The organism is Stenotrophomonas sp. RG-453 (assembly GCF_033843685.1).
Classification (GTDB): domain Bacteria; phylum Pseudomonadota; class Gammaproteobacteria; order Xanthomonadales; family Xanthomonadaceae; genus Stenotrophomonas; species Stenotrophomonas bentonitica_A.
Genome location: NZ_JAMYED010000003.1, coordinates 463530 through 484246, shown reverse-complemented (window position 1 = coordinate 484246; position 20717 = coordinate 463530). Strand labels below are relative to the sequence as shown.

Genomic DNA, 20717 nt, shown 5'->3' with positions numbered 1-20717 from the left:
CAGTGGCGCTCATGCCATCGCCCGGCACACCGTCGGAAGAGAGACTAAAGGATTATCCTGATTGGGTTGAATATTCTCTGATTAGGACATATACATACCCAGCCAGGTCTAACAACTGCGAGCCCATCGTCGTGAATGCCTCTCCTCTCTTCTCTCCCCCGACTACTGGATCCCCCATGAGCGCAACGCCCACCGCTGCCGTACAGGCCCTCGCCGCCCTCCCCCAGCCGTACCTGCTGTTCCTGGGTGATACCACCGAAGCGGGCTTCGCCAAGACCGCGATCGGCCTGCATGACTGGGCGCCGGAAGTGTGCGTGGCCGAATGGAGCCTGCCGGGCTGCCCGATCAGCACCGGCCTGCCGAGCATGACGCCGGCACAGGCGCGCGCCGCCGGTGCACGTGCGATGGTGATCGGCGTGGCCAACGGCGGTGGCGTGATTCCGCCGCAGTGGCTGCCGGCCCTGATCGATGCGTTGGAAAACGGGCTGGACCTGGTCAGCGGCATGCACCAGAAGCTGGGTGACATTCCGGAACTGGCGGCCGCAGCCGAACGCCACGGGCGAGAACTGATCAACGTGCGCGTGCCGCCGCGTGGCATTCCGGTCGGCAACGGCCGCAAGCGCACCGGCAAGCGCGTGCTGACCGTCGGCACCGACTGCGCGCTGGGCAAGAAGTACACCGCCCTGGCACTGGCGCGTGGCCTGCGTGGCCTCGGCGTGGATGCCGACTTCCGCGCCAGCGGCCAGACCGGCATTCTGATCGCCGGCAGCGGCATTCCGATGGACGCCGTGGTGGCCGACTTCTCCGCCGGCGCCGCCGAACTGCTCAGCCCGAACGCGGCCGACGATCACTGGGATGTCATCGAAGGCCAGGGCTCGCTGTTCCATCCTGCCTACGCCGGTGTCAGCCTCGGCCTGCTGCATGGCAGCCAGCCGGACGTGTTCGTGGTCTGCCACCAGCCGGGGCGCAAGCACGTGCTCGGCTATCCGGACTACCCGCTACCCTCCATCGAGGAAGTGATCGCGCTGACCGTGCAGCTGGGGCGCCGGACCAATCCGGATATCCGCTGCGTCGGCGTCAGTCTCAATACCCATGGCATGACCGACGCCGCGGCAGCGGCCGCCTGCGCCGAAGTCAGCGCGCGTCTTGGTCTGCCGGTGGCCGATCCGATGCGGCAAGATGGGGAATTCAACCGCCTGCTGGAGGCCTGCATCGCATGAAGATGACATCCCGTACCTTGAGCCTGTGCGTGGCGGCGTTGCTGGGCCTGAGCCCGCTCGCCGCGTTCAGCGCCGGCAAGACCAGCCCGGTGGAAACCGAAGTGGCGCGGCTGGCCACCCTGATCGACGGCAAGGTCGGTGTCTCGGCGTGGCGACTGGATGGCAAGGGCGAGCAGGTCCATCTGAACCCCGACGAAGGGTTCCCGATGGCCAGCACGTTCAAGGTGGCGGTCGCGGCAGTGATCCTGACCAAGGTGGATGCCGGCGAACTTGCGTTGACCACGATGGTGCCGGTGCCGAAATCGTTCTATGTCGATTCGGAAGTGATCGCGGACCGCTTCATCCATGACGGTGTGAGCCTGTCGGTGCACAACCTGCTGGAGGTCATGCTGACCCAGAGCGACAACACCGCCACCGATGTGCTGGTGGCGCAGGCCGGCGGACCGGCCGCGGTCACCGCCTGGTTGCGCGCGCAGGGCATCGAAGGCCAGCGCCTGGACCGCAACACCCGCCAGCTGCTGAGCGATATCTTCGGCCTCGGCGATGAGCCGTTGACCAAGGAACGCGTCGCCGAACTGACCCTCGATCCGGAGGTGGTCAAGCGCACGAAAGCCGGCAACGAGGCCTTCGACAAGGACCCGCGCGACACCTCCACCCCGCGCGCGATGTCGACCTTGTTGACCAGACTGTTCACCGGCAAGGCCCTGAGCCCGGCCAGCACCGAGGTGCTGGTGCAGATCATGGAACGTTGCCGGACCTGCAGCGCGCGCCTGCGTGGCAGCCTGCCGCCGGGCACCAAGGTGGCCGACAAGAGCGGCACCGTGGCCGGCACCGTCAATGATGTCGGCGTGATCACCCTGCCCGACGGCAGCCGGTTCGCGATCTCCGTGTTCGTCAAAGCCAGCAACGCCCCGCGCAGCGAACGTGAGCGGGTGATCGCCGAGATCGCGCGCACCGTGCGCGACTTCTACCTGCTGCAGCCTGCGGCCGCCCGCAAGTGACCGCCGCCGCCAGCCGGTTCCAGCGGTATCTGTTGCCCGGTCTGGCGTTCAAGTCGGCCGTGATCGGCGGCGGATACGCGACCGGCCGTGAGCTGGCGGAGTTTTTCCTGCCATCGGGCCCGTGGGGTGGCCTGGCCGCGATGGTGTTGTCGATGCTGATCTGGAGCGTGATCTGCATCCTGACGTTCCTGTTGGCACGGGCGATCCGTGCCAACGACTACCGCACCTTCTTCCGGCATCTGCTGGGCCGTGGCTGGTGGACCTTCGAAGTGGCCTATCTGGCGCTGATCGTGGTGGTGCTGGCGGTATTCGGCGCGGCCGCTGGTGAACTCGCCGCGACCATGTTCGGTTGGCCGCGGATCGTCGGCACGCTGGTGCTGGTGGCGATCATCACCGGCGTAGTGCAGGCCGGGACCAACGCCGTCGAACGCATGTTCAAGCTGATGTCGGCGTTCATGTACCTGGTCTACGCCATTGCCGCGTGCCTGATCCTCTATCGCTTCGGCGGCGGCGCGATGGCGCAGCTGTCCAACACCCATGAGCTGGGCCAGGACTGGGTGCTCAACGGCGTGACCTACGCCGGCTACAACATGTTCGCGGCGGTCTCGATCCTGCTGGTGGTGCGCCACCTGCTGTGCCGGCGCGATGCGGTGATCGCCGGCGCCCTGGCCGGCCCGTTGGCGATCCTGCCGGCGATCGTGTTCTACATCTGCATGATCGCGTTCCTGCCGGACATCGCCGACGCCCCCCTGCCCTCGGACCTGATGCTCGGCCAACTGGGCCTGCCGTGGTTCCAGTGGTTGTTCCGGCTGATGATCATGGTCGCGCTGGTCGAAACCGGGGTCACGCTGATGGCCTCGGTGGACGGCCGCATCAGCGTCAACTGGAAGGAGCGAACCGGCGCCGCCCCGGGCCGCGGCATGCGGGTGGCGATCATTGCCGCCATCCTGCTGATGGCCGTGTTCCTGGCCGATGGCATCGGACTGGTCGCGCTGATCGCGAAGGGCTACCGGCTGCTGGCCTACGCCATCCTGGCCACCTACGTGGTGCCGCTGCTGGCGTACTCGGCGTGGCAGATCTGGACGCGCCGTGGGCAGGCCTTCACCGCGCCCGTGGGCGAGCTGCCCGATCCGCGGCCTGCGCTGGCCGATGCGCTCGGCGCTCACCCGCCACAGGCAAAGACCAGGAACTGATGCAGTGCGCGTGCCGGCGCGGACAGGTCTTCGTCCGGGCGCCAGACCAGGCCGACTTCCATCGGCGGCACCGCATCGGTGAGGGTGCGTACGTCGATCCGGCGCCCCTCCAGCGACCACGGGCGGTAGACCATGTCCGACAGGATGCTGACCCCGAAGCCGTAGGCGACCATGCCGCGCAGCGCTTCCAGCGACGAGGTGCGGAACACCACGTTGGGTTCGCGCCCGACCGAGCGCCAGTAGCGCATCGCCGACTCCTGCCCTTCGTCCACCATCAGCATGATGTAGGGATACGGCTCGACGTCGGCCGGGCTGATCACCGGCAGCTGCAACAGCGGGTGCGACTCGGACAGCCACAGCTGGCGGCGCGAGCGGATCAATACCTGCCGCCGCAGCACATAGGGCTCGGCCATGTTGGAAATGATGCACAGCCCGAAATCCAGGTCACCGCTGCCGACGCCCTGCTCGATCGCAGCACGGTCCATATCGACCAGATCCACCTCCACCTGCGGGTAGGAGCGCTTGAAGCGCGCCAGCAGGCTCGGCAGGAAGTAACCGAGCACGGTGTAGGACGCGCCGATCCGGACCCGGCCCGGCAGGGTGTTGGCCAGGAACATCGGCTCGCTGAGGGCGTCCTGCAGCGTGTCCAGGATGTGCCGCACATGCTGGTGGAACCGATGGCCCTCGGCGGTCAGTCCGACCCCGTGCGGCATGCGGTCGAACAGTTTCAGCCCCAGCGAGGTTTCCAGCTGGGCGACCGCCGTGGTGATCACCGACTGGGAGACGTGCAGCTTGCGTGCGGCCTGTGAGAACTGCCCCAACTCGGCAGCTTCGGCAAAGTACCGCAGCTGGCGCAGGGTCATGTTGGCTGGGATTTGCATGCACGAGCTCCCGCGGAATGAAGATATCTGAATAAACAATACCTCATACGCAATTAAACAAATTTACGATAAGCCGCTGTGCCTCTAGACTTCACATCGGGTGCAATGCGCCATGGCCCCAGCCGCCTTGCAAGCGCTGGTCCTTACCCGCTTCGCGACGAGATCCTGACCGGATGTCGGCGCGCCAACATCGCCATTACCGTTGCCCCCCGCCTGCGGTATGCCTGTAGCTCCATGACCCAAGCCCAGCGAGGCCCCTGACATGTCATCACCCCAGATCCCCGCCACGAGTGAACCGTTGCGTTTGCACGTGCCCGAGCCCAGCGCCCGTCCCGGCGAGGCCACCGACTTTTCCTATCTGAAGCTGAGCCCCGCCGGCGCGGTCGACAAGCCGCCCGTGGATGTGAGCGCCAGCCAGACCGCGCCGCTGACCGGCCAGCTGATCCGCGTGCTGGACGACAACGGCGACGCCGTGGGCCCTTGGGCCGCCGACATCGACGACGCGGTGCTGCTGCGTGCCATGCACGCCATGCTCAAGACGCGCGCCTATGACGCGCGCATGCTGATCGCCCAGCGCCAGAAGAAGACCTCCTTCTACATCCAGTGCCTGGGCGAGGAAGCCATCGCGGTGGGTCAGACCCTGGCCCTGCGCGATGACGACATGCAGTTCCCGACCTACCGCCAGCAGGGCATCCTGGTCACCAAGGAAGTGCCCATGGTGGACATGATGTGCCAGGTGCTGTCCAACGCGGCCGACCCGCTGAAGGGCCGCCAGCTGCCGATCATGTACTCGTACAAGGATTACGGCTTCTTCTCGATCTCCGGCAACCTCACCACCCAGTACATCCAGGCGGTGGGCTGGGCGATGGCCTCGGCGATCAAGGGCGACACCCGCATCGCCACCGCATGGGTGGGTGATGGCGCCACCGCCGAAGGCGATTTCCACGCCGCGCTGACCTTCGCGCACGTGTACCGCGCCCCGGTCGTGCTCAACGTGGTCAACAACCAGTGGGCGATTTCCACCTTCCAGGCGATTGCCGGCGGTGAGAACACCACCTTCGCCGCGCGCGGCGTGGGCTACGGCATTCCGTCGCTGCGTGTGGACGGCAACGATCTTCTGGCCGTGTACGCCGCCTCGCGCTGGGCCGCCGAACGCGCCCGCAGCAATCTGGGCCCGACCCTGATCGAGTGGGTGACCTACCGCGCCGGGCCGCATTCGACCTCGGATGATCCCTCCAAGTACCGCCCCGCCGATGACGCCCAGCAGTTCCCGCTCGGCGATCCGATCGACCGCCTGAAGCAGCACCTGATCAAGCGCGGCCTGTGGAGCGAGCAGCAGCACGACGAACTGCGCACCGAACTGGATGCCGAGATCCTGCGTGCCCTCAAGGAAGCCGAGACCCACGGGTTGCTCGGCAGCGACAATCGTCCCGGCGCGGCCCTCATGTTCGAAGACGTCTACAAGGACATGCCCGAACACCTCCGTCGCCAGCGTCAGCAGTTGGGAGTCTGAACACATGAGCGGGATTGAACAGAACACCACCGGCGGTACGCCGATGACCATGATCCAGGCGCTGCGCTCGGCGATGGACGTGATGCTGGAACGCGACGACAACGTCGTGGTCTTCGGCCAGGACGTGGGCTACTTCGGCGGCGTGTTCCGCTGCACCGACGGCCTGCAGACCAAGTACGGCAAGCAGCGCGTGTTCGATGCGCCGATTTCCGAGAACGGCATCGCCGGCGCGGCGATCGGCATGGCCGCCTACGGCCTGCGCCCGGTCGCCGAGATCCAGTTCGCCGATTACATCTACCCGGCCTACGACCAGATCGTGTCCGAAGCGGCGCGCATGCGCTATCGCTCCGGCGGCAGCTTCACCTCCTCGCTGGTGTTCCGCACCCCGTGCGGCGGTGGCATCTACGGTGGCCAGACCCACAGCCAGAGCCCGGAAGCGATCTTCGCGCACGCCACCGGGCTGCGCACCGTCATGCCCTCCAACCCGTACGACGCCAAGGGCCTGCTGATCGCCTCGATCGAGAACGACGATCCGGTGATCTTCCTGGAGCCCAAGCGCCTGTACAACGGCCCGTTCGACGGTCACCACGACCGCCCGGTCACCGCGTGGTCCAAGTACCCGGACAACCTGGTGCCGGAGGGCTACTACAACGTGCCGCTGGACAAGGCCGCCATCGCCCGCGAAGGCAAGGCCCTGACGATCATCACCTACGGCACCACCGTGTGGGTGGCCAAGGCCGCCGCCGAAGATGCCGGGATCGATGCCGAAGTGATCGACCTGCGCAGCCTGTGGCCGCTGGATCTGGAGGCCATCGTCAATTCGGTCAAGAAGACCGGCCGCTGCATCGTGCTGCACGAAGCCACCCGCACCTGCGGCTTCGGCGCCGAACTGGTCGCGCTGGTGCAGGAGCATTGCTTCTACCACCTGCAGGCCCCGGTGGAACGCGTCACCGGCTGGGACACCCCGTATCCGCACGCGCAGGAATGGGACTACTTCCCGGGTCCGTCCCGGGTCATCGATGCAATGCAGCGCGTGCTGGAGGACTGAACCATGGGACATCACGTCATCAAGATGCCGGACATCGGTGAAGGTATCGCCGAAGTCGAACTGATCACCTGGAAGGTCGAGGTCGGTGGCCCGGTCGCCGAAGACCAGGTCGTGGCCGAGGTCATGACCGACAAGGCCATGGTCGAGATCCCCTCGCCCGTGTCAGGCACCGTGGTCTCGCTGGGCGGCACGCCCGGCCAGATGATGGCCGTCGGCAGCGAGCTGATCCGCCTGGAAGTGGACGGCGCCGGCAATGCCAGCGCCGCCAGTGCACCGGCTGCCGTCGCGCCTGCCGAACCGGTTGCTGCGCCCAAGGCTGCGGCGCCGGCAGCTGCACCTGCGGCCGCGGCCGAACCTGCACCGGTTGCAACGCCGGCCAAGGCCGCTGCTGCCTCCGCACCCGCCTGTGCCGCCAAGCAGGACGCGCGTGGCGCGGTGACCAACGGCGTGCTCAACGCCGGTGAAGCCCCGCTGGCCTCGCCGGCCGTGCGCCGCCGCGCCTGGGACCTGGGCATCGAGCTGCGCTATGTGCCGGCCACCGGCCCGGGCGGGCGCATCCTGCAGGCCGATCTGGATGCCTACGCCGCCGCCGGTGGCAAGGCGCAGCCGGTCGGTGGCAGTGCCGGCGGCAGCAGCTACGCGCGCCGTACCGGCGAGCAGCAGGTGCCGATCATCGGCCTGCGTCGCAAGATCGCGCAGAAGATGCAGCAGTCCTGGACGACCATTCCGCACATCACCTATGTGGAAGAAATCGACGTCACGGAAGTGGAAGCCCTGCGCGCCAAGCTCAACGAGCGTTGGGCCAAGGAGCGCGGCAAGCTGACCCTGCTGCCGCTGCTGGCACGCGCCGTGGTGCTGGCCGCACGCGACTTCCCGCAGATGAACGCCCGCTATGACGACCAGGCCAACATCGTGACCCGCTATGAAGGCGTGCAACTGGGCATCGCGACCCAGAGCGAGGTCGGCCTGTCGGTGCCGGTGGTCGCGCATGCCGAGTCGCTGGATCTGTGGCAGACCGCCACCGAGATCGCGCGCCTGGCCAACGCCGTGCGCGTGGGCAAAGCGACCCGTGAGGAGCTGTCCGGCTCGACCATCACCATCAGCAGCCTGGGTGCGGTGGGCGGTGTGGTCTCCACGCCGATCATCAACCACCCGGAAGTGGCGATCGTCGGCGTGAACCGCATCATCGAACGCCCGATGTTCCGCGAGGGCCAGGTGGTGGCGCGCAAGCTGATGAATCTGTCGTCCTCGTTCGACCATCGCATCGTCGATGGCATGGATGCGGCCGAGTTCGTGCAGGCGATCCGTACGCGCCTGGAAACCCCGGCCCTGCTGTTCGTGGAGTAAGCGATGTCCAATACCCTTCAAGCCCAGTTGCTGATCATCGGCGGTGGTCCCGGCGGTTACATCGCCGGCATCCGCGCCGGCCAGCTCGGCGTCAAGACCATCGTGGTCGAGGGCGTCAATCCGGGTGGCACCTGCCTCAACATCGGCTGCATTCCGTCCAAGGCGCTGATCCATGCCGCCGAGGAATTCGCCAAGGTCACCGCCTATGCGGCAGGCACCTCGCCGCTGGGCATCAGCGTGCAGGCCCCGTCGCTGGACCTGGCCAAGACCGTGGCGTGGAAGGCCGGCATCGTCAAGAAGCTGACCGGCGGCGTCAGCGCGCTGCTGAAGAAGAACGGCGCGCAGCTGATCAAGGGCTGGGCCACGATCATCGACGGCAAGACCGTCGAGATCCCCGGTGCCGCCGAAGACGGCGGCACGCTGCGCATCACCTGCGAGCATCTGTTGCTGGCGACCGGCTCGGTGCCGGTGGAACTGCCGTTCCTGCCGTTTGGTGGCAAGGTCATCTCCTCCACCGAAGCCCTCTCGCCGACCTCGCTGCCGAAGCAGTTGATCGTCGTCGGTGGCGGCTACATCGGCCTGGAGCTGGGCACGGTGTACCGCAAGCTGGGCTGCGAAGTCACCGTGGTCGAGGCCCAGGAACGCATCCTGCCGGCCTACGACGCCGAGCTGACCAAGCCGGTGGCCACGCACCTGGAGAAGTCCGGCGTGAAGCTGCTGACCGGCCACAGCGTGCTCGGCCTGGCCGACAACGGCCAGCTCCGCGTGCGTGATGCCAGCGGCGCAGAGATCGCGCTGGACGCCGACCAGATCCTGGTCGCGGTGGGTCGCCGCCCGAAGACCGACGGCTTCAATCTCGAATCGCTGCACCTGGATCTGACCGGCAAGGCGATCAAGATCGACGACCAGTGCAAGACCTCGATGCGCAACGTGTGGGCGATCGGCGATGTCGCCGGTGAGCCGATGCTCGCGCACCGCGCGATGGCTCAGGGCGAACTGGTCGCCGAGATCGTCAGCGGCAAGAAGCGCCACTTCGTGCCGGCCGCGATTCCGGCGGTGTGCTTCACCGATCCAGAAATCGTGGTGGTCGGGCTGTCGCCGGACGAAGCCAAGGAACAGGGCATCGAGACCAAGGTCGCGCTGTTCCCGTTCGCCGCCAATGGCCGTGCGATGTCGCTGGAATCCACCGATGGCTTCGTGCGCGTTGTCGCACGCAGCAGCGACCACCGCATCCTCGGCTGGCAGGCCGTGGGCGTTCAGGTGTCGGAGCTGTCGATTGCTTTCGTGCAGTCGATTGAGATGGGTGCCACGCTGGAGGATATTGCCGGGACGATTCACCCGCACCCGACCTTGGGTGAGGCGGTGCAGGAAGCGGCGCTGCGTGCGTTGGGGCATGCGCTGCATATCTGAGGGTGTGCGGGTTTGATGGATGACGAACGGCCCGCTTTGCGGGCCGTTCGTTTTTGGAGCGAGCACTGCAGCACTCGCGGCACCGATCTGTGCCACATGGCTCGATGACCGTCTGCCAGGCCACCTAGTTAAGGAACATGTAATCGTCAGTAGTACTGCTTGATATAGCTATAGGCCTTTTCAAACAACTCTTCCTCCGCGTGCAGCTTATACTTGAAGAGAGCCTTTCGTAGCGCCTTCTTGACTTCACGCTCGCCAGCCTGTGTGTTCTGCCAGCCCGGAAAGCGAACGAGCCGCACAATCTCATCGATGTCCATGACGACGCGCTCGACAATAATGGGCGTCTCGGAAGTCTTTATCTCGTTAAAAAGCTCGGTAAGTGCAGCTTTACCACGATCTTCGCCCTCATCGGGCTGGACATCCTTCTCGACTTGCAGTGTCTCCTTGGCGATTTCCAGCAGCTTCTTCAGAAAATCGACGCTGTTGATCTGACCTGATTCGAAGCGATCCTTCAGGGCATCAAGTCGCTCGGAAAGCTTCTTGAACTTGGGGTTGTAGCCATGCACGCGCAGCCGGCGCTTGAGCTTTATCTCGATCTCCTTGGCCTTCTTGGGATCAGGATTAGAGAGCACGGCTTCCAGCAGATCGGCGTCCAACACCAAAGTGTCGAGGTCATCCCGCACAGCGTCCACATGCACGTTCTGGTGGATCAGCTCGATGGTCTTGGCGCCCAGCGAGTGCCAGATCAGCTTGCCGTGGCCACTGGAGGGCTGCACCGACTGGTACACCTGCGACAACCACTTGTAGTCCTTTTCGAAGGGGCCCAGAACGGTGTCCGGTGACAGCGCCTCCCAGATCTTGTTGAGCACGCTGTACTCAGCAGCAAAGTTGTCCCGCACCTCATTGTTGGGCAGGCACTGCTGCGCGGCGATCAGGCCCTCATACCCCTGCACGCTGCGGTCGCAGCCGGTGAAGAACGCCAGGCACTTCTGCATTGCTTCTGGCAGCTTGTCCTTAAGCTCCTGGATGTTGCTGACCACCTGCTTGACGCTCTGGTCGTCGAATTCCAGCGCTGCTGCCACATCATCGAAGATGCCGAGGTAGTCCACGATTAGTCCGTGGGTCTTCTGCTCGGAGTAAGTGCGGTTTACCCGGCAGATGGCCTGCAGCAGCGTGTGATCGCGCAGCGGCTTGTCTAGGTACATGGCCTGCAGGACCGGAGCGTCGAAGCCCGTCAGCAGTTTGGCCGTGACGATGATCAGCTTCAGCGGATCGGCCGGGTCGCGGAAGCGATCGAGTAGCCGTTCTTCCTCATCGCGTGAACGGTCGTAGGCCGCGTACCCTGGGTGCTCCTTCTTGTCGGACGCCTGCACCGACATAACGATGTCCGTGGCCTCGGGCGGCAGCAGATTGTCCAACTCGGCCTTGAATAGCAGGCAGGACTCCCGGTCGAAGGTGACGATCTGGCCTTTGAAGCCGTTGGGCTCCACCTTGGTCTGGAAGTGCTCGACGATGTCCTCGCACACCTTGCGGATGCGCTCAGGCGTCTTGACCAGCACGGCCATCTTGGCGGCGGTCTTCGCGAGGTTGTCCTTGTCCAGATCCGACAGGCCGCCGGTCAGGTCTTTGTAGGCGGCGTCCAGCGCGGCCTTGTCGATGTGCAGATCGATCAAGCGCGGTTCGAAGTGCAGCTTCAGCGTGGCACCGTCGCGGATCGACTCTTCGAAGCCGTACCGGCTCATGTAGCCCTTCTCGTCTTCGTCGGCACCAAAAGCGTAGAAGGTGTTGCGATCGGCACGGTTGATAGGCGTACCGGTCAGGCCGAACAGAAACGCGTTGGGCAGGGCCTCGCGCATCTTGCGGCCCAAGTCGCCTTCTTGCGTGCGGTGGGCTTCGTCCACCAAGGCGATGATGTTGCTGCGGTCGTTCAGGCTGCCAATGGCCTCGCCGAACTTGAAGATCGTGGTGATGATGATCTTGCGCACGTCCTGAGCCAGCAGCTGCTGCAGCTTCTCGCGGGTGTCCGCTTTCTCAAGATTGGGAATGTCAGCGCCAGTGAAGGTTCCGGTGATCTGGCTATCAAGATCGATCCGATCCACCACAATCAGCACGGTGGGGTTCTTCAAGCCGGCATGCATGCGCAGCTTCTGTGCGGCAAACACCATCAGCAGTGACTTGCCCGAACCCTGGAAGTGCCAGATCAGCCCTTTCCTGGGGTAACCCGCCAGCACGCGCTCGATGATCTTGTTGGCCGCTTCAAACTGCTGGTAGCGGCAAATGATCTTGATGCGCTGCTTTTTCTTGTTGGTGGCGAACAAGGTGAAGCTGCCAAGGATGTCCAGCACCACATGAGGGCGCAACATGCTCTCAGCGGACAGCTTGAGCGACTTCAGCGGGTGGTGCTGAATATCCTCCCCATCGCCATCCAGATGCCACGGTCCCCAGTCCTTGACCGGCAGTCCAATCGATCCGTAGTGGTAAGCCTTGCCCTCGGTGGCCACCGAGAACACGTTGCAGACGAAGAGCTCAGGCACGAACTTCTCGTAGTCGTCATGCACCTGCACCGCGCCATCGACCCAGCTGATGCACTTCTTGACTGGCGTCTTGGCCTCGATCAGCACCAGCGGCAGCCCGTTGACCAACAACACCAGATCGGCGCGGCGCTCGGCGGGGCCTGCGCGGTAGATGAACTGCTGGGTGACGATGTACTGGTTCTGCGACAGGTCATCTAGGTCGATCAACCGCACCGGCACATGCTCATTGTTGTGGCCAAAGGGCATCGAGCGCTCACCACGCATCCAGGCGGTCATTTCCTCGTTGGCGCGGATCAGCCCATCCGAGCGCACCGAGAGCACGATGGCACGCAGTTTGTAGAGAACCTCGTCGGCACGGTCGGGCTGGGCGGCGATTTCGGGGTTCAGGCGGATCAGCGCCTCACGCAGCCAGGGTTCAACCAGCACTTCCTGAATCTGGCGTGGCACCTCGGCAGATGCCGCGTAGCGCCAGCCGATGCCTTTGGGGCTTGGACCGTAGCTGGCTTGCGCTTCCTGGACGGTGTTGGCTGGTGACGCCTTGATCGGACCAGCAAGCAGGTCGCGGACGTAGGCTTCGACGGTGTTGGATTCAGTAAACATTGCTCACCTCAGGCAAGTGCTTCTGCCATTAAACGCTGCCGCATTTCGGCGACTGCGCGCGCGCGTAGCGCAGCAGCTGAGCCTGCCTTCTCGGCTGCAACAAGTTCAGAAAGCGTCTGCGACTGATCTCGCGCCTCTGCTATCGGAATTGAGAGTTCGCGCTGTGTTGTTATGCCGACGTACGCCCTGGTTGATTGCTTTCCGTACTGCTCAAGTAGCCGCTTAAATCCTGGTGTTTGAAATGCAAAGTAGAGCCAATCAGGAGCAAGCCTCGATTGATCAACCACTCGATAATAAGTTACCTGCGGGGTCAGCATCACGAAATCAGTTGCTAGTTCTCCCAGTCGAGCAACCTCACCAACGGTTCCCTTGTGACTCAAAAGAACGTCACCTGATCTGGCAAAACCAATCCTCAGTGTGCGAGCAAGTGCCTCAGGAATCTTGCTGCAGTTTGCAAAGTCGACTTCGCCGCGCTTCAAATCAGAGGCCATCACAAACGGTACGCCATCAGGAACGTAATCAGACGCCTTGGGGTGTTTTTCGCCATGATTGCCATCTTGGGGCGGCGCAATCAGCCCGTCTTCAATCAGAGTGCCAATTTTCTCTCTTGGGAACGTACTCCACATGCGGTCGAGCAGTGATTGCAACAAGGTATTCCCATGAGCCTGCAACGCCCGACAGGATTCGAAGCATTCGTCGAATGTCGCCATAGCCACTACTACTCGTAGCTGCTCATCAATGGGCGGCAGAGCGAACTCGAAGTCCGCCAAACTCGTCCAGTTGGTGCGCGGGCTTAGCGACCCCGCCGAGGTACCCACCGCGTGATCGAAGAAGGCGTCGGTCTGGCAAATGAAGGGCAGCAACTCCGGCAGCAAGACCTTCGCGTCCTTGGACTCCAGCACATAGATGTCACTGGAGCAAACCCCAGAGAAATCCGCCACAGCAACCTTGCGCTGGTAAGCGCGGCGCTTGCCGAATAGCACCTGTCCAGGTTGAAACACGCTGGTGAAGGTTACTCCATCGGCGACGCTGCCCCAACTGCGGATGCGCAAGTCATCCGGTTCGAGATGTTCCAGACCGACGTAGCGTTCAATACCATCGGCCAGCGGATCTCGGCTACGGGCTTTCGAGAGGCGCACCACGTCGCCGAATTTCACCCGACGCCAGCCGGGCTTCAAGGATTCACTCTTCATTTTCTGTACTCACAAACGGCATGACGTAACCGAAAAACTCCTTGTGTAGAGTCCGTTTTTCCTGCCAGCGATATGGATTGGAGGGCGGGGTTTCCCGGTGCTTGCTCATGGTGACAACCAGCCGCCGCTTCGCACGCGAAACACCTACGAAGAAGCCGCAGCGTTCTTCGTCGGGCTTGCCCCAAAACGTCTGATTCTCAACACCGAGGATGATGACCGAGTCGAACTCCAGGCCCTTGCTTTTGTGGATGGTCAGGATGCGCACCGCTTTGTCATCCACAAAGCGTTCAAGCGCGCTGGGTAATTCCGGCTCAATTTTGAGCAGCTCTTCGATACGTGCTTTGGTATCGCGCACGATCGCTTTGAGCCGATCTGGCGATTCGTAGTCAGGCGAGAGCGCGACCAATGTTTCGCGGGGAATCTTGTTCAGGAAGTCACGCGCTGACTCCCACCACCCCAAATAGGGCTCATCAATCAATTCCCGGATTGACGCACTTTTGCGCTGGGCTTTGATCAGGCGATCAAAGTCGCGGCGGGTATTGGCCTGGATTTCGTCATCGGCAAAAGGCACCAGCAGGTTCATCAGCCGCACCCATGCTTTGGGCTCACGCCTGCCGTAGATGCAAGACAGGTAATCGACCACCAGTCGAGCGACGGGCTCGGTGGTGATGTCCTGCATCTGTTGCTCGTTGCGGTAGGGGATGCCTTTGGCTTCTAGCGCCGCAATGAGATGGTTGGCGTAAAGATCCGGTTGCTTCGAGATCAGTACTGCGATTTCGGCATGCGGTATCTGTTCAACCTCAACCCACGCAGCGATCTGATCCGCCAGATGCTCAGCCTCTTGTCGGCTGTCTTCGAAGCCCCAAGCGAGGACCTCTCCTTCATCCCCGGCAATTTGCTCTTCCGGCATGACCGATGCGGGGTCAAGCACGCGGATGATTTCATTCTGCACGCGTAGCAGTCGCGGCTTGGAGCGAAAGTTGCGGTACATGTTGAGTGGCACCGCTGCAAAATCGGCAGCAAACGTCTGAAAGATGCCATCAAGCGCACCGGCCCAGCCCATGATCTTCTGCTTGGTGTCGCCGACTGCAGTCAGCCGTATGCCTGCTCCCTGGAGCGCGATCTTCACCAGTTCATATTGCTGACCAGTGCAGTCCTGGAACTCATCCAGAAAAACGTCACTGTAGGTCTGGCGAATAGCGTTCCTGGCAAGTTTTGATTTCTTGAGGATCTGAATGGCGAGCGGAACCAGATCATCGAAGTCGATCTGTTTATGAGTCACGTTGGGTTTGCCAAGCGTGTAGCCAGGATCAAGGGCATCCTTACCCGTCAGCACAGGGCGAAACCTATCAATGATGCGTTTGGCAAAAGCATGGAAGGTGTAGCTGTCAAAGCGTGACGCGAGTTCATAACCACAGCGGCGCTGCACACGTTCCTTCAAATTTTTACTTGCGTCGACCTTGAACGAGATCGCAAGAATTCGTTTGGGATATCTGCAGGTGCCGGTGCGTAAGAGGAAATCCGCTCGCTGCGCCAGCATCTCGGTTTTGCCTGCTCCGGGCCCCGCCGTGAGCGCGAGGCAGCGCTCCTGCTCTTTAGTGGCAAGCAGCGCATTCGGTTCGAGCGTCAGCCCATCTGCAGGCTGCCAAGCATCGATGGTAATCACTCGGGCAACTTCGCCAGTTTGGCGATAACGGCATCAGCCAGTCTGTTCAGTGAAGCTGGCATGTCCGCCAGCAACTGCTCATCCGTCAGCTGGGCCAGCGCATCGATGTGGGCTGCGGGTTTACTGCCGAGCTTGAAGCGCTGGTGGTAGGTGTTGAAAAGCTTTTGTTCCTCGGGGCTGTACTGGCTCACGTCATGGTGGCTTTTTCCAAGTACTGCCTTGATCGTTGAATCGTCCGGATCCTCCTCTACGACGCCATAGGCTTCTGGGAAGGAAAGCAGCATGGCGAAGTCGAGGTCCATGGGGTACGAGAAGTACACGCCTCGTTCTTCAAGTGCCTCAAGGTAGTTTCCGTAAGCCCGGACCTTGTGAGCAGAATCTTGCCAATGGGGAATGACATGGCCTGCGGGGAGAACGTTGCTCGGCTCGTACGCAGCCAGCTGATCATTGACGTTCTTGATACGTCCCCATCCGGCCTGATAGCGCGCCACATCCAGATCAAGCAGTGTCAGATACGGGATCTGCAAAGCTGAGAGCAGGCGCCAGAAGTGATTGACGTGCCTGCCTCCCAGTGGCGCAATCGTGACTGCGGATTCATCAACCGGCGCGCCTTTGGCCTGCAACAGACGTGGCAGGACAATCTCCTCGCTGTCGCCTTCGCCGAGAACTACCAAGCGTGAGAAATAGACCTCCGGAAATGCCTGGACGGCTTCCCGCACGAATTTGTGCGCTTCGTCTGTATCTTCCGGCAACAGGATGTGCGTGACGCGTGATTGCCGTGCTTCCGTTAGCTGCAGATAGCGGATGTGCTCTGGCGCAACTCGGCGCAGCATCGACGGCGCATGCGTGGCGATGAGGGCTTGGGCGTCCGGGTGCTGAACCATGGTGTTCAAGGCGCTGACGATCCGCCCAAGATAGTGCGGGGAGAGGCTATTTTCGGGCTCTTCAACGGCGACCAACGTAAAGACCGGAGGCCGCAATTTGTCGGGGTCAAACGAAGTGTCTTGCCCTGCGAGTACGGCACGCCCGATGGCTTGCGACGACAGCGCAAGGGAGAGGTACAGCATCGATTTCTGGCCATCACTCAGCCGTGAAAAATCGACCAGACTCTCGACGTGCCCAGGCGAAAATGAAACTGACATGTGGCGTAGCAAGGCTTCGATCTCAGAGGCCACAAAGGTGATCTTTGGATCGGCAAAGAACTTGCCTTTGTGCAGCGTGGTCCAAGTCGCTTTCAGACTCTCACTCAGCGTATTGACCGACGGATTTGCCGCCAAGCTTTCACTGATCTGATCGGTCAGCGTTTTGATCTCGTCGCGCTCCGCATCCCATTTCACTGCGCGAAGCATTCTGCCCAGAAGGGCATTGGCGCCGTATGCGATATGGTCGGCAGGATCACGCTGTGCCGGAAGATAGTGGACGTGGATATGGTTACGCTCAGCGCGGGGGACTTGCGCAGTACTGAGTGGCTGACCGTCAGAATCCAGATCCAGTACGTACACCATGGACTCTTCGATATCGCCATCCACACCCAGGGTTGCGTTTAGACGGTAACGGACACGCGGAATGCCATCTGCCTCGTCTAGTCGCATATGCCCAAAATTCGGAGCAACGGTCGCGTTGTCTTCGTCTTCCGCCAATTCGGGGAAAAGGAAGTCGGCCTCAATCCAGAGGTGTCGCTCATCCGGTGTCTCTTCTTCACTGCTGGGCACATGGAAGTCTGAACGTAGAATCCGGCGCAGCGACGGGTCGAAAGCGAAGAGTCGACACAAGGCCTGCAATGCGGCAGTTTTGCCCGAGCCATTCGGACCAATCAGATAGGTGATCTCTTCAAGCGTGATTTCCGTGGGATCTTCACCGAATGACTGGAAATTCGAGAGCCGGATCGTTTGAAGCTTCATTGGGTTTCCTCAGTCTTGGAAGGGCCATCCAGCGTTTCCACCAATGCGTCCATCTGCAGCCAGAATGCACGTCCTTCGGTTTGCCATTGGTTCCAGGTAGAGCGCAGCGATACCGCATCGCCATTGCTATCGGTTACGACGGCTGCGGCAATTCGCTTCACATACAGCGGGATCGAGAGGTTGCCCGCGTTGGCGCCGATCTCGGCGAGGGTCGCGACCTTGGCGAAACCGGGCACGTCCGCGAAGGTCTTATACGCGGTCAGGATGCGCTGCTGGTGCTCGGACTTCAGAAAGCTCTGCGCCCGTTCCCGGGTTACCTCGTTCACCGCGTCGATGAAGATCACCTTGCCCTTGCGAGCTGCGGCCTTCTTGCGGTTGCAGATGACGATGCACGACTCCATCGGGGAGTTGTAGAACAGGTTGGGGCCTAAGCCAATGACGGCCTCGACCCAGTCCTGCTTGACCATTTTGGCGCGCATAGCCTGTTCTTCATTACGGAACAGCACACCGTGGGGCCAGAGCACGGCACTACGCCCCTTGGCGGTGAGGCTGGTCAGGATGTGCTGCTGAAAGGCGTAATCGGCGCGGCCCTGCGGCGGCGTACCTAGCGAGTTGCGGCCCCACTTGTCACTGCTCCAGGCCTCGCGATTCCACTGCTTGATGGAGTACGGCGGGTTGGCCAGGATCACGTCGAACTGGCGCAGGCGGTCGCCTTCGATGTGCTTGGGATCGGCCAGGGTGTCGCCCCGGGTGATCTCGAAGTCCTCCACGCCGTGCAGGAACAGGTTCATGCGGGCGATGGATGAGGTAATGAGGTTGCGCTCCTGTCCGTAGAGCTTGAGCGTGCGGTATTCGCCACCCGAGCGTTTCACTTCATCCAGCGCCGAGATCAGCATGCCGCCGGTTCCGCAGGTGGGGTCGTAAATCGACTCGCCCGCCTGCGGTGCCAGAAGCTTTGTCATCAGGTAGACGACGGTGCGGTTGGTGTAAAACTCGGCTGCAGTGTGGCCGGAGTCGTCCGCGAACTTCTTTATCAGGTATTCGTAGGCGTTGCCCAGCTCATCTTCGGGGACGTTGGCCACCGACAGCGTCCTCGTCGAGAAGTGCTCGATCAGGTTCTTCAGCGTTTCATCGGGAAGGCGCTCGCGGTTGGTCCAGGGCGCATCGCCGAAGATGCCGTCGAGCAAATCCGGGTTGACGGTCTCGATGGCGCGCATGGCCTTCTGAATGGCCGCGCCGACGTTCTTGGGTGTCTGGCGTACATCGTTCCAGTGAGCGCCTTGGGGGATCTGGAAGCGGTGGTTCTCGGCGAACTGGGCATAGGAGAGATCGCCCTTCGAGTTAGCCAGGGCCACCTGGTATTCCTCGTTCCAAACGTCCGAGACGCGCTTGTAGAACAGCAACGGGAAGATGAACTGCTTGTAGTCGCCGGCGTCGATGAGGCCGCGCAGCAGCACGGCGGCGCCCCACAGGTAGCTTTCGAGTTCTTGTTGGCTGATGCGTTTACTTGGGTGGCTCATTTCAGCCATCCCCCTTCAGTCATGACCTGCGCGAGCCGCTCTTCGGCTTCACGGCAGCGGGTGAGCGCGTCCTTGAATGCCGCGATGGCATCGGGCAGCGGTGGGATGTCTTCTTGCAATGGCGGCAGGACATAGCGCGAAATGTTCAGCGTCCAGTCTTCGGCCTTGATCTCGTCGAGACTGACCACCCGGGCCGCGTCCTGCACATCGGCAAAGCCGCGATACCAGCCGAGGATTTCGGTGGCGTGCTCGGGCTCCAGATAGTTTTGCGCGCGGCCCCGGCGGAACAGGCGCGACGCATCGGCGATCAGTACCTTCTTCTTGTGCTTGGCCGGCTTGCGCTTGCGCAGAACCAGGATGCAGGCGGCGAGCCCGGTGCCGTAGAAAAGGTTGGGCGCCAAGCCAATCACCGCCTCGACCAGATCCATCTCCAGCAGCTTCTGGCGGATGTTGCCTTCCACACCTTTGCGGAACAGGGCGCCCTGGGGCAGCACCACGGCCATCCGACCGCTGACGTCGGCCATCGACTTGACCATGTGCTGCACCCACGCGAAGTCACCGCTGGATGAAGGCGGCAGACCGGCAAAATTGCGGCCGAAGGGATCGTTCAGCCACAGGTCCTCGCCCCACTTTTCCAGCGAAAACGGCGGATTGGCGATGACGCAGTCGAAGGTGGCCAGCCGGTCGCCCTCGAAGAAGGCTGGGTTGCGCAGCGTGTCGCCGCGCACCACCTGGAAGTCCTCGATGCCGTGGAGAAACAGGTTCATCCGCGCGATGGATGAGGTGGTGAGGTTCTTCTCTTGCCCATACAACTTGCCCCACAGCCGCTTCACGTCACCATGCTGTTCCTTCACGTGCTGCACGGCGGCCAGCAACATGCCACCAGTGCCGCAGGCCGGGTCGTAGATGGTCTCGGCTTCTTTGGGGTCGAGCATGTCGATCATCAGCCGAACGACGCTGCGCGGGGTGTAGAACTCGCCGGCCTTCTTGTTGGTGGCGTCGGCGAACTTCTTGATCAGGTATTCGTAGGCGTCGCCAAGCAGATCCGAGTTGACGTTCTTGTTGCCGAATGGCAGTTTGGAGAAGTGCTCGATCAGGTCCTTAAGCAAGGCATCAGACAGCCGGTCCTTGTTCGACCACTGGGCATCGCCGAACACGCCGTACAGGGTGTCGGGATTGGCTTTCTCAATCTCGCGCATCGCGCGCTGAAGGGCCGTCCCGACATTGCTGGCCTTGGTGCGAACGTCGTTCCAGTGGCAGTCTTCCGGGATCTGGAAGCGGTGCGACTCCGGAAACCAGGCCAGTTGCTCGTCGCCGGTCTCATCAACAATCTCCTGGTACTCCTCGTCCCAGACGTCGCAGATGCGCTTGAAGAACAGCAGCGGGAAGATGTAGGTCTTGAAGTCAGCCGCATCTACCGGGCCACGCAGGATGTTGGCGGATTCCCAGAGGTGGCCTTCGAGTTGGCTGAGGGTGATTTGTTGGTCGCTCACAAAGCGCCTTTCTTATGATATGCACATCGGCGTGACAGCTGATTTAAAGCAATGATGCGCTTGACTTTCTTCGAAAGCACATGAGTCTCCGACATCGAATACAAGCAAATCTTCCAAGCACGCCCCCCCCCCCCCCCCAGAAACTGAATCATCTAATTTCAGCCTGCTTGAAAACGCACTTCCTGAGGAGAAGCGAC

General features: G+C 62.2%; 14 protein-coding genes. 7 read left to right on the top strand and 7 right to left on the bottom strand.

Annotated elements, in window-relative coordinates:
* Window positions 1-176: 176 nt before the first annotated feature.
* From NJD74_RS07840 to NJD74_RS07830, 3 genes are read left to right on the top strand one after another with little or no spacing between them, the layout of a single operon-like run.
* Window positions 177-1220 (top strand): DUF1611 domain-containing protein, encoded by a 1044-nt coding sequence (locus NJD74_RS07840; protein WP_319623913.1) that lies wholly within the window; start codon window positions 177-179, stop codon window positions 1218-1220.
* Window positions 1217-2221: a class A beta-lactamase gene (gene bla / locus NJD74_RS07835; protein WP_070473110.1), complete on the top strand. Its 1005-nt coding sequence runs from the start codon at window positions 1217-1219 to the stop codon at window positions 2219-2221. The genes NJD74_RS07840 and bla overlap by 4 nt, the downstream gene beginning before the upstream one ends.
* Entirely contained in the window at window positions 2218-3414 is a 1197-nt protein-coding gene (locus NJD74_RS07830) for a hypothetical protein (protein ID WP_102788365.1), read from the top strand. Before bla ends, NJD74_RS07830 begins: the two co-directional genes overlap by 4 nt.
* Here the strand turns inward: NJD74_RS07830 and NJD74_RS07825 are convergent.
* Window positions 3384-4295 carry a LysR substrate-binding domain-containing protein gene (locus NJD74_RS07825; protein WP_046273747.1) on the bottom strand — a complete coding sequence of 304 codons (912 nt, stop codon included), beginning with the start codon at window positions 4293-4295 and terminating at the stop codon, window positions 3384-3386. The two genes, NJD74_RS07830 and NJD74_RS07825, sit on opposite strands and share 31 nt — an antisense overlap.
* 262 nt (window positions 4296-4557) lie before the next feature.
* On the opposite strand from NJD74_RS07825, the gene NJD74_RS07820 reads away from it, so the two are divergent.
* The 4 genes from NJD74_RS07820 to lpdA are packed head-to-tail and all read left to right on the top strand — an operon-like array spanning window position 4558 to window position 9613.
* Window positions 4558-5808 (top strand): 3-methyl-2-oxobutanoate dehydrogenase (2-methylpropanoyl-transferring) subunit alpha, encoded by a 1251-nt coding sequence (locus NJD74_RS07820; RefSeq protein ID WP_037553101.1) that lies wholly within the window; start codon window positions 4558-4560, stop codon window positions 5806-5808.
* Window positions 5809-5812: 4 nt separating this feature from the next.
* On the top strand, window positions 5813-6856 hold the full coding sequence (locus NJD74_RS07815) for an alpha-ketoacid dehydrogenase subunit beta (protein WP_019183075.1): 1044 nt from the start codon (window positions 5813-5815) through the stop codon (window positions 6854-6856).
* A 3-nt stretch (window positions 6857-6859) separates the two neighbouring features.
* Window positions 6860-8203, top strand: coding sequence for a dihydrolipoamide acetyltransferase family protein (locus NJD74_RS07810; protein WP_319623912.1), 1344 nt, complete (start codon window positions 6860-6862; stop codon window positions 8201-8203).
* Window positions 8204-8206: 3 nt separating this feature from the next.
* Window positions 8207-9613: a dihydrolipoyl dehydrogenase gene (gene lpdA, locus NJD74_RS07805; RefSeq protein WP_319623911.1), complete on the top strand. Its 1407-nt coding sequence runs from the start codon at window positions 8207-8209 to the stop codon at window positions 9611-9613.
* Between the two features lie 146 nt (window positions 9614-9759).
* On the opposite strand, the gene NJD74_RS07800 is transcribed toward lpdA, so the two are convergent.
* The 6 genes from NJD74_RS07800 to NJD74_RS07775 are packed head-to-tail and all read right to left on the bottom strand — an operon-like array spanning window position 9760 to window position 20520.
* Complete coding sequence (locus NJD74_RS07800; protein ID WP_319623910.1) at window positions 9760-12747, bottom strand: HsdR family type I site-specific deoxyribonuclease; 2988 nt, start codon at window positions 12745-12747, stop codon at window positions 9760-9762.
* 8 nt (window positions 12748-12755) lie between these two features.
* Complete coding sequence (locus NJD74_RS07795) at window positions 12756-13940, bottom strand: hypothetical protein (protein WP_235641862.1); 1185 nt, start codon at window positions 13938-13940, stop codon at window positions 12756-12758.
* Window positions 13930-15606, bottom strand: a complete 1677-nt coding sequence (locus NJD74_RS07790) for an ATP-dependent helicase (protein ID WP_319623909.1) — start codon at window positions 15604-15606, stop codon at window positions 13930-13932. Before NJD74_RS07790 ends, NJD74_RS07795 begins: the two co-directional genes overlap by 11 nt.
* Window positions 15603-17507, bottom strand: coding sequence for an AAA family ATPase (locus NJD74_RS07785; protein WP_319623908.1), 1905 nt, complete (start codon window positions 17505-17507; stop codon window positions 15603-15605). Before NJD74_RS07785 ends, NJD74_RS07790 begins: the two co-directional genes overlap by 4 nt.
* Window positions 17504-19027, bottom strand: coding sequence for a class I SAM-dependent DNA methyltransferase (locus tag NJD74_RS07780; protein ID WP_319623907.1), 1524 nt, complete (start codon window positions 19025-19027; stop codon window positions 17504-17506). The genes NJD74_RS07785 and NJD74_RS07780 overlap by 4 nt, the downstream gene beginning before the upstream one ends.
* Window positions 19024-20520, bottom strand: a complete 1497-nt coding sequence (locus tag NJD74_RS07775; RefSeq protein WP_319623906.1) for a class I SAM-dependent DNA methyltransferase — start codon at window positions 20518-20520, stop codon at window positions 19024-19026. The genes NJD74_RS07780 and NJD74_RS07775 overlap by 4 nt, the downstream gene beginning before the upstream one ends.
* Window positions 20521-20717 lie beyond the last annotated feature (197 nt).

Coding starts and splice junctions, on each gene's coding strand:
- NJD74_RS07810 (WP_319623912.1), top strand. CDS start 6,860: ATGGGACATCACGTCATCAAGATGCCGGACATCGGTGAAGGTATCGCC.
- NJD74_RS07840 (WP_319623913.1), top strand. CDS start 177: ATGAGCGCAACGCCCACCGCTGCCGTACAGGCCCTCGCCGCCCTCCCC.
- lpdA (WP_319623911.1), top strand. CDS start 8,207: ATGTCCAATACCCTTCAAGCCCAGTTGCTGATCATCGGCGGTGGTCCC.
- NJD74_RS07795 (WP_235641862.1), bottom strand. CDS start 13,940: ATGAAGAGTGAATCCTTGAAGCCCGGCTGGCGTCGGGTGAAATTCGGC.
- NJD74_RS07800 (WP_319623910.1), bottom strand. CDS start 12,747: ATGTTTACTGAATCCAACACCGTCGAAGCCTACGTCCGCGACCTGCTT.
- NJD74_RS07820 (WP_037553101.1), top strand. CDS start 4,558: ATGTCATCACCCCAGATCCCCGCCACGAGTGAACCGTTGCGTTTGCAC.
- NJD74_RS07785 (WP_319623908.1), bottom strand. CDS start 17,507: ATGAAGCTTCAAACGATCCGGCTCTCGAATTTCCAGTCATTCGGTGAA.
- NJD74_RS07815 (WP_019183075.1), top strand. CDS start 5,813: ATGAGCGGGATTGAACAGAACACCACCGGCGGTACGCCGATGACCATG.
- bla (WP_070473110.1), top strand. CDS start 1,217: ATGAAGATGACATCCCGTACCTTGAGCCTGTGCGTGGCGGCGTTGCTG.
- NJD74_RS07780 (WP_319623907.1), bottom strand. CDS start 19,027: ATGAGCCACCCAAGTAAACGCATCAGCCAACAAGAACTCGAAAGCTAC.
- NJD74_RS07825 (WP_046273747.1), bottom strand. CDS start 4,295: ATGCAAATCCCAGCCAACATGACCCTGCGCCAGCTGCGGTACTTTGCC.